This window comes from Adlercreutzia sp. (genome assembly GCF_056795635.1).
This window is the reverse complement of the sequence record NZ_JBQIIT010000003.1, coordinates 163,360-177,948: the sequence shown is the minus strand read 5'-3', so window position 1 is coordinate 177,948 and position 14,589 is coordinate 163,360. Positions and strand designations below refer to the sequence as shown.

General features: G+C 64.5%; 14 protein-coding genes. 12 read left to right on the top strand and 2 right to left on the bottom strand.

Annotation, left to right across the window (positions count from 1 at the left end; translation table 11 throughout):
• The first annotated feature begins 15 nt into the window (after positions 1 to 15).
• The 8 genes from ACTOXK_RS02940 (at position 16) to ACTOXK_RS02905 (ending at position 6,480) form a co-directional block, all read left to right on the top strand.
• A complete protein-coding gene (locus tag ACTOXK_RS02940; RefSeq protein WP_482277075.1) occupies positions 16 to 630 on the top strand; it encodes a helix-turn-helix transcriptional regulator in 615 nt (204 codons plus the stop codon).
• Positions 631 to 923: 293 nt separating this feature from the next.
• Positions 924 to 1,442, top strand: coding sequence for a hypothetical protein (locus tag ACTOXK_RS02935; RefSeq protein WP_482277076.1), 519 nt, complete (start codon positions 924 to 926; stop codon positions 1,440 to 1,442).
• A 67-nt stretch (positions 1,443 to 1,509) separates the two neighbouring features.
• Positions 1,510 to 1,878 carry a hypothetical protein gene (locus ACTOXK_RS02930; RefSeq protein WP_489689341.1) on the top strand — a complete coding sequence of 123 codons (369 nt, stop codon included), beginning with the start codon at positions 1,510 to 1,512 and terminating at the stop codon, positions 1,876 to 1,878.
• The gene (gene rlmB / locus ACTOXK_RS02925; protein WP_482277078.1) at positions 1,871 to 2,623 is read left to right on the top strand and encodes a 23S rRNA (guanosine(2251)-2'-O)-methyltransferase RlmB; all 753 of its coding nucleotides are present in this window, start codon (positions 1,871 to 1,873) and stop codon (positions 2,621 to 2,623) included. Before ACTOXK_RS02930 ends, rlmB begins: the two co-directional genes overlap by 8 nt.
• 15 nt (positions 2,624 to 2,638) lie before the next feature.
• Complete coding sequence (locus ACTOXK_RS02920; RefSeq protein WP_482277079.1) at positions 2,639 to 3,181, top strand: NYN domain-containing protein; 543 nt, start codon at positions 2,639 to 2,641, stop codon at positions 3,179 to 3,181.
• 205 nt (positions 3,182 to 3,386) lie between these two features.
• Positions 3,387 to 4,373, top strand: a complete 987-nt coding sequence (locus ACTOXK_RS02915) for a helix-turn-helix domain-containing protein (RefSeq protein ID WP_482277080.1) — start codon at positions 3,387 to 3,389, stop codon at positions 4,371 to 4,373.
• Positions 4,374 to 4,688: 315 nt separating this feature from the next.
• Positions 4,689 to 5,558: a helix-turn-helix domain-containing protein gene (locus ACTOXK_RS02910; protein ID WP_482279217.1), complete on the top strand. Its 870-nt coding sequence runs from the start codon at positions 4,689 to 4,691 to the stop codon at positions 5,556 to 5,558.
• A complete protein-coding gene (locus ACTOXK_RS02905; RefSeq protein WP_482277082.1) occupies positions 5,548 to 6,480 on the top strand; it encodes a DUF4097 family beta strand repeat-containing protein in 933 nt (310 codons plus the stop codon). The genes ACTOXK_RS02910 and ACTOXK_RS02905 overlap by 11 nt, the downstream gene beginning before the upstream one ends.
• Positions 6,481 to 6,741: 261 nt before the next feature.
• Here the strand turns inward: ACTOXK_RS02905 and ACTOXK_RS02900 are convergent, their stop codons facing one another.
• Together ACTOXK_RS02900 and ACTOXK_RS02895 are read right to left on the bottom strand one after the other, a co-directional pair.
• Entirely contained in the window at positions 6,742 to 8,151 is a 1,410-nt protein-coding gene (locus tag ACTOXK_RS02900) for a S1C family serine protease (protein WP_482277083.1), read from the bottom strand.
• A 267-nt stretch (positions 8,152 to 8,418) separates the two neighbouring features.
• On the bottom strand, positions 8,419 to 10,059 hold the full coding sequence (locus ACTOXK_RS02895) for a LuxR C-terminal-related transcriptional regulator (protein ID WP_482277084.1): 1,641 nt from the start codon (positions 10,057 to 10,059) through the stop codon (positions 8,419 to 8,421).
• Positions 10,060 to 10,213: 154 nt separating this feature from the next.
• Here ACTOXK_RS02895 and ACTOXK_RS02890 point away from each other — a divergent pair, with 154 nt between their 5' ends.
• From ACTOXK_RS02890 to nrfD, 4 genes are read left to right on the top strand one after another with little or no spacing between them, the layout of a single operon-like run.
• Positions 10,214 to 10,843, top strand: coding sequence for a molecular chaperone TorD family protein (locus tag ACTOXK_RS02890; protein WP_482277085.1), 630 nt, complete (start codon positions 10,214 to 10,216; stop codon positions 10,841 to 10,843).
• Positions 10,844 to 10,901: 58 nt separating this feature from the next.
• Complete coding sequence (locus ACTOXK_RS02885) at positions 10,902 to 13,085, top strand: molybdopterin-containing oxidoreductase family protein (RefSeq protein ID WP_482277086.1); 2,184 nt, start codon at positions 10,902 to 10,904, stop codon at positions 13,083 to 13,085.
• Complete coding sequence (locus ACTOXK_RS02880; RefSeq protein ID WP_482277087.1) at positions 13,085 to 13,621, top strand: 4Fe-4S dicluster domain-containing protein; 537 nt, start codon at positions 13,085 to 13,087, stop codon at positions 13,619 to 13,621. Before ACTOXK_RS02885 ends, ACTOXK_RS02880 begins: the two co-directional genes overlap by 1 nt.
• Before the next feature lie 6 nt (positions 13,622 to 13,627).
• Positions 13,628 to 14,494: an NrfD/PsrC family molybdoenzyme membrane anchor subunit gene (gene nrfD, locus ACTOXK_RS02875; RefSeq protein ID WP_482277088.1), complete on the top strand. Its 867-nt coding sequence runs from the start codon at positions 13,628 to 13,630 to the stop codon at positions 14,492 to 14,494.
• Positions 14,495 to 14,589: the final 95 nt, after the last annotated feature.

Sequence of the window (14,589 nt, the reverse complement as noted above, 5' to 3'; positions counted from 1 at the left end):
CGAAAGGACGGAACAGTGGAGCTGAAGGAGTCGTTGAAGGAGCATCGGGCCCGCCTCGGCCTGTCCCAGGAAGAGTTGGCTGAGCGCATTTTCGTGTCGCGCCAAACCATATCGAATTGGGAAACCGACCGCACGTACCCCGATGTGCAGAGCCTTCTACTGCTGAGCGAGCTGTTCGAGACGTCCATCGACGAACTCGTGAAAGGAGACGTGGCAACTATGGAAAAGACCATCAAGGAAACGTGGAAGACGATGGCGAATTGGGCGATGGCGGCCTGGGGCTTGGTAGCCGTAGGGTTCGTCTGCCTGATCGTGGGATTCCTGCTGCCGACGGGCCCCTCGTCGCTAGCGGCCAACTGCACCGAGGGCGAGGTGCTGGGCATTGTGCTGTTCGTGGCCTTCTGGATCATGGGCCTCATCGTTATCAACAAAGTGGAGATCATGAAGAAGCAGAACAACCTGGTGACCTATCGGGAGATCATCGCCTTTTCCAAGGGTGAGGAGCCGGAGGCCGACGAGCAGGCATTCAGCCGCCGCCATCCGGCGCTGTCCAACGGCCTGAAGCTGTCGGTGTGTGCGATTGCGGGTTTCGTGGTGATGTATGTGTTGATGAAGATTTTCCTGGGGTAGGTGGGTGCCGGGCGACGGCGGTGCGGCGCGGCTATGCGGCCGGGGCCCGCTGTCGGCGCAGAACCGTGTGCCGCTACCGGGGGCTCGGCCGAGGTGCCCCGTACCGCCCTCGGGCGCGTCCGCGGCCTCGGGCCGCCGTCCGCGACGCGGCTGGGGCGAGCGACCAGTGAATATGACTGGGTCAATCATCTTCTGACGGGGCGGTAACGCTGTCGCCCTATGGGCTGCGGGGCCTTCGGAGGGTCGTATAGTGGAAGGTGCGAAACCGCCACCAAGATAAGGGAGGCCCGATTATGACAACGATAGCTGACGGACTGAAGGACGTCTTTCTGGCTGGCGTGGGCGCCATGGCCCTGGGGGCCGAAAAGACCCAGGAGCTGGTAGAGCAACTCATCGCCAAGGGCGAGATCACCGTGGAACAGGGCAAGGAGATCAACTCCGAAGTGCTGAAGCAGGCCCAGGCCACGGCCGAGCGCGTGGGCCAGCAGGCTCAGGCAGCAGCCGGCGAGGCGGCCCATCAGGCAAAGACGGTCGCCAGCCACCTGAGCGATCAGGCCAAGACTGCCGGCGAGCTGGCGAAGGAGCAGGCCGAGGCCGCTGTGTCCATGGCCCGTTCCCAAGCCGAGATGGCCGCCGATGCCGCTCAGAAGGCGGCCGGGGAGGCCAAGAAGGACTCCGCCGACTTCGCCGCCGCCTTGAAGCACGACGTGCTGGAGGCCCAGATGGCCGCCATGACGCCGGAGGAGCGTGCCGCGTTTGCCCAGAAGGCCGCCGAGATAGCCGCCCGCGACGCGGGCGATAAGGTGGAGTAGCTGCCGGAGCGGCTTCTGTGCGGCATAGTGCTGAGCCCCCATTGACGATGGGAATGGTACGGCCCGTTTGATGTTCCGCACGTTCGGCATCGATCTGTCGCTGTTCCTCGATGATGACTTCCGCCAGAATCCTTCCTCCGATTTCCGAGGGGTGCTCGTAGAGAACTGCGCGATGCAGGCGCTGGCAGCCAATGGATTGCGAACATTCTGCTGGGTGCCGACGGATAAGGTCGGGAATGGGGAAATCGATTTCGTCTTCCAGAACAATCGAGTGCAGATCATTCCCGTTGAGGTGAAATCGGCGTGGTTGGGGCGCGCAGGCGGCGGGGCGCGTCGGGGGCCGTGGTACACTTTTGCGGTTACAAGCGAAAGGCAACTGGCCGTCGAGGGCGCTCCTGCCGACGGCCCCAACCAACGAAAGCGAACCCATGGCTGATTTCATTGAAGGCAAGCGTCCGGTCATCGAGGCGCTGCGTACCCACGTGCCCCTGAAGTACATCCTCATGGCCGACAACCTGAGCCAGGCCGACAGCATCGTGCGCGACATTCAGCGCAAGGCGAAGAACCTGAACGTGCCCATCAAGAAGGTGTCGAAGAAGAAGCTCGAGGAGATTTCCGAGCGCGGGAGCCACCAGGGCGTTATGGCCGAGGCGGCGCCCTTCGGCTACGTGAACGTGACCGCCATTCTGGAGGCGGCGGAGAAGTCGGCGGCCGAGCACAACGGCCGCGCCCTCATCGTAGTACTCGACCACATCACCGACGCGGGGAACCTGGGCGCCATCGCCCGTTCCGCCGAATCGGTGGGGGCCGCGGGCATCATCATTCCGAACAAGCGGGCCGCCCGGGTGACGGCCGCTACCTACAAGAGCTCGGCTGGGGCCATCTCCCACATTCCCGTGAGCCAGGTGGCCAACATCACGAGCACCCTCGACCGCCTGAAGGAAGCGGGCTTCTGGGTGGCCGCCGCCACTGAGCACGCGAGCGACTACATTTGGAATGCGAACCTGAAGGGCAAGATCGCGCTCGTCATGGGCAACGAGGGCGACGGCGTGTCGCGCCTGGTGCTGGAGAGCTGCGACTTCGGCGTGAAGCTGCCCCAGGTGGGCGAGATCTCCTCGCTGAACGTGGCCCAGGCCTCCACTGCCTGCATGTACGAGTGGCTGCGCCAGAACTGGGAATAACGCGCAGGTCGCATTATGGCCAAGCAAAGAAAAAGGCTCCTCATTGTGGATGGGTACAACGTGCTGCGTTCGGGCAGCCGGTACCGGTGGCAGCCGCGGGCCGATGAGGACTATACGGACGACTTCTTCAATACGGCGCGCGAGCGGCTCATCAACGATGTGGTGAACTACGCCGGGCGCGATATGGGGGCCATCATCGTGTTCGACGCCGGTGACAATGAGCTGTCCCAGGGCAGCCGCACGAAGATCGGCGGCATCCAGGTGATCTTCTCGCCGGCGGGGCAATCGGCGGACAAGGTGATCGAGAAGCTGGCCTACGACGCGGGCAAGCGCGGCATCGAGACCATGGTGGTCACGAGCGACGCCGCCATTCAGGACACGGTGTTCGGCGGTGGCGTGGATCGCATGAGCGCCGACGGCTTCTCCCACGAGATGAGCGAGTACGACGAGGACGCCCGCCTGGATGACACGCCGAAGGTGGCACCGAAGCGCACCGTGGCCGACCGCATTCCCGCCGACACCCTGGCGAAGCTGAAGGCCCTGCGCGACGGGAAGTAGCGACGGGGTGCCCGCGCGGTTTTGAGGGGTCGCGCTGATGGAGCTTTTAGATGCCGCGTGCGGGAAAATCAGGTCATTTCCCCAGATCAAACGTCCCGCAACCAATAATTGCGGGAAATGACAACGGGAATAGGTCGCGCGGGCAGCGGCGTTTCGGTAGGCTCTTGCGGTGTGAGAGCCGAACGCAGCAGAAAGGGAGCACATCATGAACGTTGAGATTGCCGAGCGCCTGGCCGCCCGTCGGAAGTTGGCGGGACTGTCCCAGGAGGCCCTGGCGGAGAAGCTGGGCGTGTCCCGTCAGGCGGTTTCCAAGTGGGAGCGCTCCGAGTCGTCTCCCGACACCGACAATCTTATCGCGCTGGCGAAGCTGTACGGCGTGTCGCTGGACGAGTTGCTGTACGTGGATGACGCCATTGCCGACGACGTGGCCTTCGAGGCGGCTGACCGCGCAGAGGGCCGCCGAATGGGGGCGACCGACGCGGCGGGTCTCGTGCAGGCACGCACATCGGGCGGCACAGAGCCGGTCGCGGGGGAGTGCTCGGATGGCTTCGATGCGGACGGCACGCAAGAGGCCTCCGCCACAATCGACTCGCCAGAGACTGCCGATGCGAAAGGCGTCTCCTTCGAGAAAGAGGATCGGGGCAAGGTGCACTTCGGGCCCGATGGCCTTCATGTGGATGACGGTCGCGACCATGTGCACATCAGTTGGGCCGACGGGGTGCACGTGGTGGATCGCCATGGCCAGGAGGTGCACGTGGGCTGGGACGGCGTGCGCGTGAACACGACCGATCCCGATGCGGCCGAGCATATCTTCACGCGAGCATCGATGCTCGAGGACGTCGATGCCGAGTTCGCCCAGAAGTGGCTCAAGTTCCCGTTTTGGGCCGTGGTGATCGGGGTGTACCTGCTGTTCGGCATCGTGAGCGGCGCCTGGTGGCAGGGTCTGTTTCTGCTGTTCCTCATTCCCGTCTACTACATTGTGGCCGCGGCGGTGGCATCGGGTCGCATCGCGCCGATGCTGTGCGCTCTGTACCCCGTTGGCGCGACGGCCTGGTTCTTCCTGATGGCCTTCGTGGCGGGCCAGTGGCATCCGGCGTGGGCCATCTTCCTGACCATTCCGATCGTGGAGGTTCTCATTGTGCGGGTGTCTACGTGGTGGCGCCATCGGAAGGACGGCGAAGTTTGCCCCTAAGGCTGTGCGTCGCCGCGGTTCCGTCCGTCGCCCTTTCGCCCTTGTTGCGCCAACGGGCTTCGGGCATCGGGCAGCCCGTTTGACCACGCGAGAAGGAGAGGCTCGCATTCTCCAGGGGTGCGGGCCTCTCTTTTTGTTATGCTGACATCGTGCTGAAATGAGAAGGATCCCTGTTCGCGGTAGGGGCAACCATTGGTTGTCGCTGCGAATTTCGGGGTAGCGGGAAATTGACCACAAAGGGTGCTGGTGCAACTTCCGGGGAAACCATAGGGTGAAAGGCGAGCAGTGACCACACGCAGGACACGAAAGGGAACCATGATGAACGTGGAGATTGCCCAGCGCCTTGCCGAGCTGCGCCGTGAGCGCGGCTTTTCCCAGGAGAGCTTGGCCGAGCAGTTGGGGCTGTCGCGGCAGGCCGTTTCCAAATGGGAACGGGCCGAGTCGGCACCCGATATGGGAAACCTCATTGCCTTGGCCGACTTGTACGGCGTGACGCTGGACGAGTTGTTGCGCGTGAGCCCTGAGGTGGCCGAAGACGTGCGCTACGAGTCGCAGGAGCGCGCCGAATCGGCCGAGGCCCAGGCGGCGGAAGCGGCCGAGGAAGCGCGCGAGGCTGCGGCCCGTGCCGAAGCGGCGGCCGTGGCGGTGACTGCGCCCGAAGCCTCCCGTCCGGCGAAGGTGGTCGTGGAAGTGAACGCGCCGGCGGCCGCGATGCCGGCGGCCGCAGCAGCCGCGGCGCCGGGAGCGGCGGGGGCTCCCGTGCCGCCAGCGGCGATGCCCGGCCCCGGCGCCCCCGTTCCCCCGATGACGGCTGTTCCCGTAGGTGGAGCTGTTCGGCCGCCCATGCCGGGTGGCGCGCCTGCTGCTCCGGGTTATCCCATCCCGCAGGCTCCGATGGGTGCTCCCGTGCCTATGCCCCCGGCTCCCATGGCGGCTAGTCCCATAGTTCCGCCGCCTCCGGCCAAGCCGAACGATCCTCTGCGGTCGTTTCCCTATGCGGTGCTGTGCGCAGCCATCTACCTGCTCATAGGATTCTGCTTCGGGTGGTGGCATCCGGGCTGGGTCATTTTCTTCACCATTCCGTTCTATTACTGGATTGTGAGCACGCTGGAGGCTGACCCGGCCTACCAGACCTGGCTTGTCGAGCGCGAGCGCAGTGCCCGGGAGGTGCGCGATGAGGCTTAGGACGAATACCTACGTGAAGGTCGCGCTCATCTTGTTGCTCTGCCTGTTGGTGTGCAGCTTCTTCGGCGGCTGTATGCGCACGAGCCTTCCGTTCAACAGCCCGTTGTTCATGCCCGGTGGTGTGGTGAGCTGCATGGGCCAGCAGGCGCTGGAAGACGTGGCCGATGGTATGCGCAGCGGCAGCTACGAGACCACCACCGAGGGGAGCCATTTCGAGGTAGACGCCGACGAGGTGAGCTTCATCGAGCTGAATTGGCTGGCCGGGGAAGTGTCTGTGAATGTGGTGCCCGACGGCGATACGGGCGGAAAGATCCTCGTGGATGAGGTGGTGGAAGGCGGCTCGGCCCCGGTTATGGTGTGCGGTACGGGCGGGGATGTGCTGGCCATCGATTATATGGAAGGGCGGCAGGGTCTTGCCGGCTGTTCGGCCAATCACTTCGGGCACAAGAACCTCACGGTTCAGCTTCCCGCGTCGCTGGCTGATCGCTTGGGGGTCTTCGAGCTGGAGGCCGCATCGGGCCGCTACGACCTGACGGGCCTTGCCTGCGAGGCGTTGGAGCTGGGCGTGGCGTCGGGCGAGGTGAATGTGGCCGGTCTTACGGCCGAGCGCGCTGACCTCAGCGTGGCGAGCGGTCGGGTGCACGTTCAGGGTGCTATTGCCAATAAAATTGGTCTTGACCAGGCATCGGGCGATGTGAGTTTCTCGCTGCCCGATACCGCGCCCGCCGAAGTGATGGGCAGCATGGCTTCGGGCTCTCTTGTCTTGGAGTTGCCTGCCGACACGCGCCTGTCGGTTGATATGGACAAGACGAGCGGTAGCTTCAACAACGAGCTGGCATCTCCCGTGACGGGCGAGGGCCAACCGTGCGACCTTTCCTTCGACATGATCAGCGGCAATTTCACGGCGCGCCCTGCGGCCTAGGGAGGGTGGGGACAGCGATTCGTTCCGGTGCCAGGACGCGCGGGCTCGGATTGCGAGGAAAACGACGGTTCTCGTAGTTCCGGCGAGAGAGATGTGGATGTTTTCCCAGATCGCTTCTTCGACTTGCGACTCTCTCGACGAAAAAAGCTACGAGAAACGGCATTTTCGGCGCATTTCAGCAAGCCGAGCATATGAGGAAGCGCCCTCCGCGGAGGGCGCTTCTGCGTTTCGGCTTTGGTTGGTGAGCGTTGGCTGTGTGGCTTAGCGCTGGCCGAAGAGGTCGTCCAGGTTCAGGCCGCGGCCGTCCTGGCCGTAGGGGTCGCCGTAGCCGTAGCCGTTGCCACCGTCCTGCCCGTAGCCGTAGCCGTCGCCCTGCTCGGGCATCGACTGCTCTCGTTGCTTCTTGGCCTCGGCCGCGGCCTTCTGGCTGGCAGCGTCGTCACCGAGGGTCACGGACACCTCCTGCTCCTGACCGTTGCGGTTCACGGTCAGCGTCACGGTGTCGCCCGGCTTCTCGCCGCGCACGGCCAGCATGAGGTCGCTCGCGCCCTCCACCTTCTCGCCGTTGAGGGCCGTGATGATGTCGCCCTCCTGCAGGCCCGCGGCCTCGGCGCCGGAACCTTGGGCCACGCTGGCCACATAGGCGCCGCTCTCGGCAGGCAGGTTGTAGCTACCGGCCATCTGGTCGTTCACGGTGGACAGGCTCACGCCGAGCTGGGCATGGGTCGGGGTCTCGCCGGCGATGATCTGCTGGGCGAGGTTCACCGCGTAGTTCGCGGGAATGGCGAAGCCGACGCCGGAGTAGTTGCCGGAATAGGAGGTGATGAGCGTGTTGATGCCGATGAGCTTGCCGTCGGAATCAACCATGGCGCCGCCGGAATTGCCCGGGTTGATGGCCGCGTCGGTTTGGATCATGTTCGGGTAGATGGTGGTCTCGCCCGATCCGCCGGCCTGGGCCGAAGTGCTGGCATCCATGATCTGGGAACGGCTCGTGGCCGACACGATGCCCGTGGCCACGGACTGCTCCAGGCCGAAGGGGGCGCCCAGGGTCATGACCCACTCGCCCACGGTGAGGTCGTCGGAATTGCCGATCTCCATGGGGGTCAGGCCGTTGGCATCCTTGGCCTTCAGCACGGCCACATCGGAGGACGGGTCGGCGCCCACCAGTTCGGCGTCGTAGGTCTCACCTTCAATAGTCACCTTGAAAGCCTGGCCGCCATCCACCACATGGTTGTTGGTGATGAGGTAGCCGTCCTGGGTCATGACGACACCGGAACCGGTGCCCATGGCCTGGAGCTGGTCGCCCGCGTTGGCATACGTCTCCACGAACACCACCGACGGCAGGCACTTGGCCGCCACGGCCTCGGCGAGGGTCTCGCCATTCTGGGGCGTGAGGGCGGCCTGGCTGATGGGGGCGGGCTCGTTTGCGGCCTCGGCGGTGGCGGGGTTGATGACAGCGCCGTTGATGCCGAGGGCCAGCATGCAGGCCATGGCCGCACCGGCGAAGCCCGTGAGGAAGGTGCGGCTGCGCTTCGGCTGGACGCCGGGCACGGTCTCAGCCACGGAAGCGGCCACCGAGCGGTCGATGTCGAAGGCGGCGCCGTCCGCGATGAGCTCGGCGGGACGAGCATGGTTGCCGCGAGAAGAGGGATTCGTGTTGAAGTTCGTCATGATGGCTCCTTTTGGAAGGGGTCTGTCTTGTGCTGGGGCGAACTCTAACACGGCACAACACGCCAAAACGGCCATGGCAACCCCGCGTCACCGTTGCGACACGCAGATACACCAACGGGAGTAGTCCGCAGGGATGAGGGGGCCTCCCTTCCCCGGTGAGCATGGTCCACTGTTCCGAAAAAGGGACACCTGATAGCGCAAGGGATCGAGACGCACCTGGGACACCTTACCCGGTAAAAGCGTCCCAGGCCACCCGATGGCGATCGCCTAGTATTTGTCCACGAGGTCGATAAGTTCCTGTTTGGAATGAATGCACGTTTTCTCGAAGATGCGGCGGGTGTGGGTGCGGATAGTGGACTCCGACACGAACAGCGCCTCGGCAATGACCTTGGCGGAGCGGCCGCGGGCCAGGTAGGGGAGCACCTCGGCTTCCCGGCGCGTCAGTCCGTAGTCTTCGGCGATGAGAGCGAAGACGGTCTCATCGGGAGCATCTTCGGCCGGAGGCTCGTCGCCCGCGATGGCTGCCGTGACGGCTTTGGGACTCTCGATGACAGTCTCGGTATTCTCGGTCGAAGGGGTATCCTTGGCTGTGGGAGCGCCGATGGCGTCGCTTCCCTTGTCGGTCTCGCCATGCAGGCTCACGGAGCCGTATATGACGGCGGCAGCGGCGAGGGGCTCGGGCTCCGCGTCGTCATCGTCCTCGGGAACTTCGAAGGGCGGGTGCTTGGCGCTGTGCCAGAGGAACCACAAGAGCATGACCAGGAGATACAGGGCCGCAATGCAGACGCCCACGATGGCACCGCTGGCCACCTCGGGCACGAGCATGACCAAATAGCCGATGCCGATGCCGATGAGTCGCGCCAGAATGGAGAGGGCGCGCACCAGACCGCCCACCACAAAGCCAGACACGGCGAAGTCGTAGGCCGTAGCCGCCACCATATACCAAATAATGACGTCGAAGATACCGTGGATGGCGCTCATGATAGCGTTCAGAATCACCGGATGCACGGTCCAGAAGAAGGGAACGACGGCGAAGAGCACGATGGAAATGGGAATGAGCAGCTGATAGGTCCAGGACAGATTAATGTGGCGCCGTGAGGCGATGACGAAGATAAACAGACCGAGGGCCGCGATCAGGTTCAGTACGAGGGGAAAGCCGTGGGCATCGGTGGCCGAATCCACGCTGAGCACGGCGGTTTCCCACATGAACCCGAACAGGCAGGAGAAAACGAGGGCGGCGATGATAAGCGGTACGAGGGACGTGAGGGCGGTCAGATAGCGCTTGCCCCCTGCTTGGGGTTCGGGCTCGCAGGCGCTATCGGTGCGACAGCGTGTAAGGCAGAGCATCGAGATGACGGGCAGGGGAGCCATGAGCAGTACCGGCGGTACGGCGGCCAGCGATGCCGCCAGGCTGATGCCGAGGAAGAGGACGGTGGTGAGAAGGAACGCTGCGGGCGCGTACAGCACGGTGCGCGAGGGGTGCATGCGCCCGAGCACGTCGGCCCAGCTTCCCCAGAAGTAGCCGTAGCCCACGCCGGTGAGGGCCGATCCGCCCACGAGCACGCCTACGAAGGCCTCGTCCTTAAAGCCCGTGCCCGCAAAGTGTATAAGGGCGATGCCGACGATGATGGCGCCGCAGAATAGCCACGGGGAGAACTTCGCTAGGTTTTCCGGTGTGCGTTCCACGAGGGCCGAGATGCTGAACAAAGTGGTCATGTTCGCGAGGAACGAGACGACCACGACCAGTGTGTTGAATTCCGGTGTGTCGGCGCTGCCGGTCAGCAAAATGGCGCTGCGGAAGGTGAGCATGCTGCACGCCCAGAAGAAGGCGAGTCCGAGATAGCGCAGGCGCAAAGAGCGCGGGGACGAGACATCCCCCGTGCGGGAGAATTCAATCAGCGTTGCCATCGGCCCCCCTCTCCTCATACCACGATCGAACTGGGCATTTGCTGCTGTGTCATCTATTATGACCGACTTGCTTTCAGACAAATCATCAGAAACTGATGATATAGAGCGAGGCCGACGATTCTAGCATGGGTCGCCATCGAGAGGAGGTGCAGTCATGCAGAAGCGAGCAAATTACGTGAGAGCCCTTGGGGCGCTGTTCGCCCTCTGGGGTGCCGACTATCCCGCGGCCTATGAAGAGGCCCGGGCGGGGGCTATCGAAGGGCTTTCCGTTCCCGCAGTCCCTTCGGCGCCAGTGCGCCGTCGGCTTGAGAACGAGGTGCTCACGTTGGGGTCCTTGGCCGCGACCCTTCCCGTGGAATCTCTCTATAAGCCGTGGGCCTCTGCGTCGGGCGGCGACGGGGGCGAGCCGGCCCAGTTCGGCGCTGCGCGGAACCTGCTGCTCGGAGACAGCGCCCAGCACATGCGCGTGCTCTACGATGGACTGGAGCTGGATGTTCCCCCCGCCTACGAGGCCATGCCCGACCATGTGGCCCTGCTGACCGAAGTAGCGTGCCTGTACGCGGAGGCGGGCAACGGCGAGGCGGTGCGCGATCTGGTGGCTGACCACCTCGATTGGCTCGATGCCTACGAGGAAGCCCTGGCAGCCCGACTGGCGGCTTTGGAGGCACGCCCGTTGCCCGGAGCGCAGCACCACGATGAGTTGGCCGCCGCCCTGGCCCACGGCTGCGAACTGGCAGGGGCCCTGACCCGGGCGATTCACGATCTTTCCCAGAGCCTTCGGTAAAACGCCGAAGGGCTTCAGAGACAAGGAGAATGCAGACATGCAAGAGAAGGAGGCTTTAATGCGCTGCAATCCCACCAGGCGGACCTTCCTGAAGGGCACCGCCGCCACCGCTGCGCTGGCTGCTGTGGGCACCTGCTCGGTGACCGCATGGCAGGCCGAGCGGGCCGAGGCTGCCGGGGCGAAGACCCAGGGGGCGTCGCTGTGCAACGGCTGCTCGAGCAAGTGCGGCCTGGTCGCCACCACCCTGGACGGGCGCCTGTGGACCGTGGAGGGCATGGAGGCACACCCCTATTCCAAGGGAACGCTGTGCGGCCGCGGTCACGGTACGGCTCAATGGGCCTATTCCGACGGTCGTTTGACCCAGCCCATGAAGCGGGCCGAGGACGGTAGCTTCGCGCCCATCAGCTGGGACGATGCCTTTGCTGAGATCGGGGCCAAGGTGCAGGAGATTCTGGCCGAGGCAGGACCTGAGGCCCTGGCCATCGTTCAGGATCCCCGTCCCTCGGGCAAGTACTACAGCAAGCGCTTCATGAATGCGCTCGGCTCGGCCAATGTGTACACCCATGCTGCCGCCTGCAACCTGTCCAAGGAAAGTGGCATCCAGGAGGCCACGGGCGCGTCGAACTACTCCGTGGACTTCCCGAATACCAAGATGGTGGTCTTCATCGGCCGCAGCTACGGCGACGGCATCCGCCCCTCTTCGGTGAAGAGCCTGGCCGGCGCCGCCGATAAGGGCGCTCGCGTGGTCATCGTGGACCCGCGTCTGAACAACACCGGCATCTTCGCCACCGATTGGGTGCCCATCAAGCCCGGCACCGACATCGCCCTTCTGCTGGGCATCGCCAACGTGCTGGTGGCGAACGATCTGTACGATCACGAGTTCGTCGAGCAGTTCACCGTGGGCTTCCCGGAGTTCGCGGCCCAGGTGGCCGAGTACACGCCGGCGTGGGCCGAGGGCGTCTGCGACGTGCCGGCCGACACCATTGTGGAGCTGGCCGAGGCCCTGGCCGCCGCGGCGCCGGCCTGCGCCATCGAGCCCTCCTGGCGCGCGGCCTTCGGGTGCGCCTACCAGAACTCCTTCGAGACGGCCCGCGTGGTGTGCGCGGTGAACGCGCTTCTGGGCTGCTGGGGACAGAAGGGCGGCGCGCTCATCACCTCCTCGCCGAAGGTCGGCGACGTGGATCCGGCGAAGTTCCCCGAGGTGCCCAAGCCCACGGCCAAGCGCGTGGGCGATGCCGAGTTCCCTCTGGCGCTATCGGGCACCGGCACCAATTTGGCCGTGCTGAACGGCTGCAACGACGGTACCGTGCAAGGCGTGTTCTTCTACAACTCCAACGCGGTGCAGGGCTATGCCCAGCCGGCGAAGTGGCGCGAGGCCTTGGCCAAGGCCAAGCTCGTGGTGACCATCGACGTGCAGATGAGCGAGACGGCCCTCGCCTCCGATTACGTGCTGCCCGAGTGCACCGTGCTCGAGCGCATGGAGCTGCCCGAGTTCATCGGCGGCAAGAAGCACTATGTGGCGCTGCGCACGCCGGTGATCGATCGCGTGCATCCCGAGACCAAGTCCTGCGACGAGATCTTCGTCGGTTTGGCCGAGGCCTGTGGCGTGGGACAGTACTTCCCCTTCACGGTGGAAGAGTTGGCCGATGCCCAGTTGGCCACGGTGGGCACCTCTCTCGATGCGGTACGCGAGGCCGGCATCGTGGAGCTGGCCGATCCGGGCTTCCAGTTCGGCACGCCCGCGTTCAAGACCCCCACGGAGAAATTCCAGTTCACCTCGGCGAAGGTGGCCGAAGCGGGCCTGAACCCGGTCATCGGCTACGTGCCGCGGCTGGTGGAGCCGGCGGCGGGGGAGTTCTCCCTTATCGGCGGCAAGCAGGGCATTCACTCCCACACTATGACGCTGAATCTGGAGGCTCTGAACGCCATCTCCCGCGAGTACCAGCTCGAGCGCTTGTGGATGGCGGCCTCCGATGCCGCTGAGTTGGGCATTGCCGATGGCGACACGGTGGAACTGTCTTCGAGCGAGGCTTCGGGCCGTGTGGCCGTCAAGGTGACCGAGCGCTTGAAGCCCGGCGTGCTGTTCCTGCCCACGCACTACGGCAGCACCTCGCCCTATCTCACCCGCGCCCAGGGCTTCGGCCTGAACATGATGGATTTCATTCCGCTGCACCTCGAGCCCGCCGTGGGCTCCACCATGAGCCAGGAAGTGGCGGTTACGGTTAGGAAGGTGGAAGACTGATGACTCGCTATGGCATGCTCATCAATACGAAGAAGTGCGTCGGCTGCTATGCCTGCCGCATCGCCTGCCAGATGGTGAACGGCCTCGATCACGAGGAGGCGTTCATCAAGTTCGACGAGGTGGAACAAGGTACGTATCCCAATGTGTACGCGGAAGTGGTGCCGGTGCAGTGCATGCACTGCGAGGACGCTCCCTGCGAGGCCGTGTGCCCCACCCATGCCACCTACACCACCGATTCCGGTGTGGTGCTGGTGGACGAGGGCAAGTGCATCGGCTGCAAGTACTGCATGGCCGCCTGCCCCTACGGCGTGCGCGTGCAGATCGAGCAGACCGGCGTGATCGAGAAGTGCCGCTTCTGCTGGTACGAGGGGGAGCCGGGCAACCCGCCGCGCTGTGTGAACACCTGTGTGTCCGGCGCCCGCATCTTCGGCGACCTGGATGATCCCGAGAGCGAGATCTGTCAGGAGATCGCCCGCACGAACGCTCAGCCCCTGGCGAGCGACTTGACCGCCGCGAAAATCTACTACGTGAGGTGATGACCAATGGTTTGGGGATCTATGATCGCATGGTACCTGTTCTTGGCGGGCGCATCCGCCGGTGCCTTCCTCACTTCGGCCTTTGTGGAGGCGAAGTACCCCGATAGTGTGAAGATGCGCGTCGCGGGCCGCATTATTGCGCCGATCTTTCTCGGCATCGGGCTGCTCATGCTCATGCTGGACGCGGAAGCAGGACTGCACAATCCGCTGCGCTTCTTCTACTTGGTGATGAACCCGGGCTCCGTGATGACCCTCGGCGTGTACTTCATCTGCGTGTTCATGCCGGTGTCGGTGATTGCCGCCCTGCTTGAGGTGCTGCGCCGCCCCGTGCCCAAATGGCTGACGTGGGTGGGTATCGTGTCCGCGTTCTGCGTGGCCGCCTACACGGGCTTCCTGCTGGGCGTGGTGAAAGCCTATCCGCTGTGGAACAACGCCATTCTGCCGGTGCTGTTCGTGGTATCGGCTCTCTCGGCCGGCCTTGCCGCCACGAGTTTGGTGGGCCTGGTGACCGACCGCGAGCGCTTCGAGCGCATGTGGCTCATCAAGAAGAGCCATGTGATTCTGTCGGCCATCGAGATGGTGGTGCTCGTGACCATGCTCATCATCGTGAGTTCGGGCAGCGCCGAGGGCGCCGCGTCGGTGGCCTCGCTGGTGTCGGGCCAGTACGCGCCGATGTTCTGGGGCGGCCTGGTGCTGCTTGGCCTGGTGGCGCCCTTCGCCATCGAGGGCTACCCCGTGTTCATCACGCGCAAGGTGGAAACGTCCACCACGTCCATGGTGGTGAGCGTTATCGGCGAGGGCGGCGTGCTCGTAGGCGGCTTCATGCTGCGCCTGCTGGTCATCCTCGCGGCCCTACCGGTGATGTACCTGTAAGTTGAAGCTCGGGCGCCCGCTTGATGCGGGCGCCTTTCTGGGCCGGGACACTCTTACCGGGTAAGAGTGTCCCGGCCCGCGAATCCTGCACAGTG

Excerpts from the sequence above, each read along its gene's own strand:
- ACTOXK_RS02910 (WP_482279217.1), top strand. The coding sequence starts at position 4,689 with ATGATGAACGTGGAGATTGCCCAGCGCCTTGCCGAGCTGCGCCGTGAG.
- ACTOXK_RS02885 (WP_482277086.1), top strand. The coding sequence starts at position 10,902 with ATGCGCTGCAATCCCACCAGGCGGACCTTCCTGAAGGGCACCGCCGCC.
- ACTOXK_RS02900 (WP_482277083.1), bottom strand. The coding sequence starts at position 8,151 with ATGACGAACTTCAACACGAATCCCTCTTCTCGCGGCAACCATGCTCGT.
- ACTOXK_RS02905 (WP_482277082.1), top strand. The coding sequence starts at position 5,548 with ATGAGGCTTAGGACGAATACCTACGTGAAGGTCGCGCTCATCTTGTTG.
- ACTOXK_RS02890 (WP_482277085.1), top strand. The coding sequence starts at position 10,214 with ATGCAGAAGCGAGCAAATTACGTGAGAGCCCTTGGGGCGCTGTTCGCC.
- nrfD (WP_482277088.1), top strand. The coding sequence starts at position 13,628 with ATGGTTTGGGGATCTATGATCGCATGGTACCTGTTCTTGGCGGGCGCA.
- ACTOXK_RS02935 (WP_482277076.1), top strand. The coding sequence starts at position 924 with ATGACAACGATAGCTGACGGACTGAAGGACGTCTTTCTGGCTGGCGTG.
- rlmB (WP_482277078.1), top strand. The coding sequence starts at position 1,871 with ATGGCTGATTTCATTGAAGGCAAGCGTCCGGTCATCGAGGCGCTGCGT.
- ACTOXK_RS02915 (WP_482277080.1), top strand. The coding sequence starts at position 3,387 with ATGAACGTTGAGATTGCCGAGCGCCTGGCCGCCCGTCGGAAGTTGGCG.
- ACTOXK_RS02920 (WP_482277079.1), top strand. The coding sequence starts at position 2,639 with ATGGCCAAGCAAAGAAAAAGGCTCCTCATTGTGGATGGGTACAACGTG.
- ACTOXK_RS02895 (WP_482277084.1), bottom strand. The coding sequence starts at position 10,059 with ATGGCAACGCTGATTGAATTCTCCCGCACGGGGGATGTCTCGTCCCCG.
- ACTOXK_RS02880 (WP_482277087.1), top strand. The coding sequence starts at position 13,085 with ATGACTCGCTATGGCATGCTCATCAATACGAAGAAGTGCGTCGGCTGC.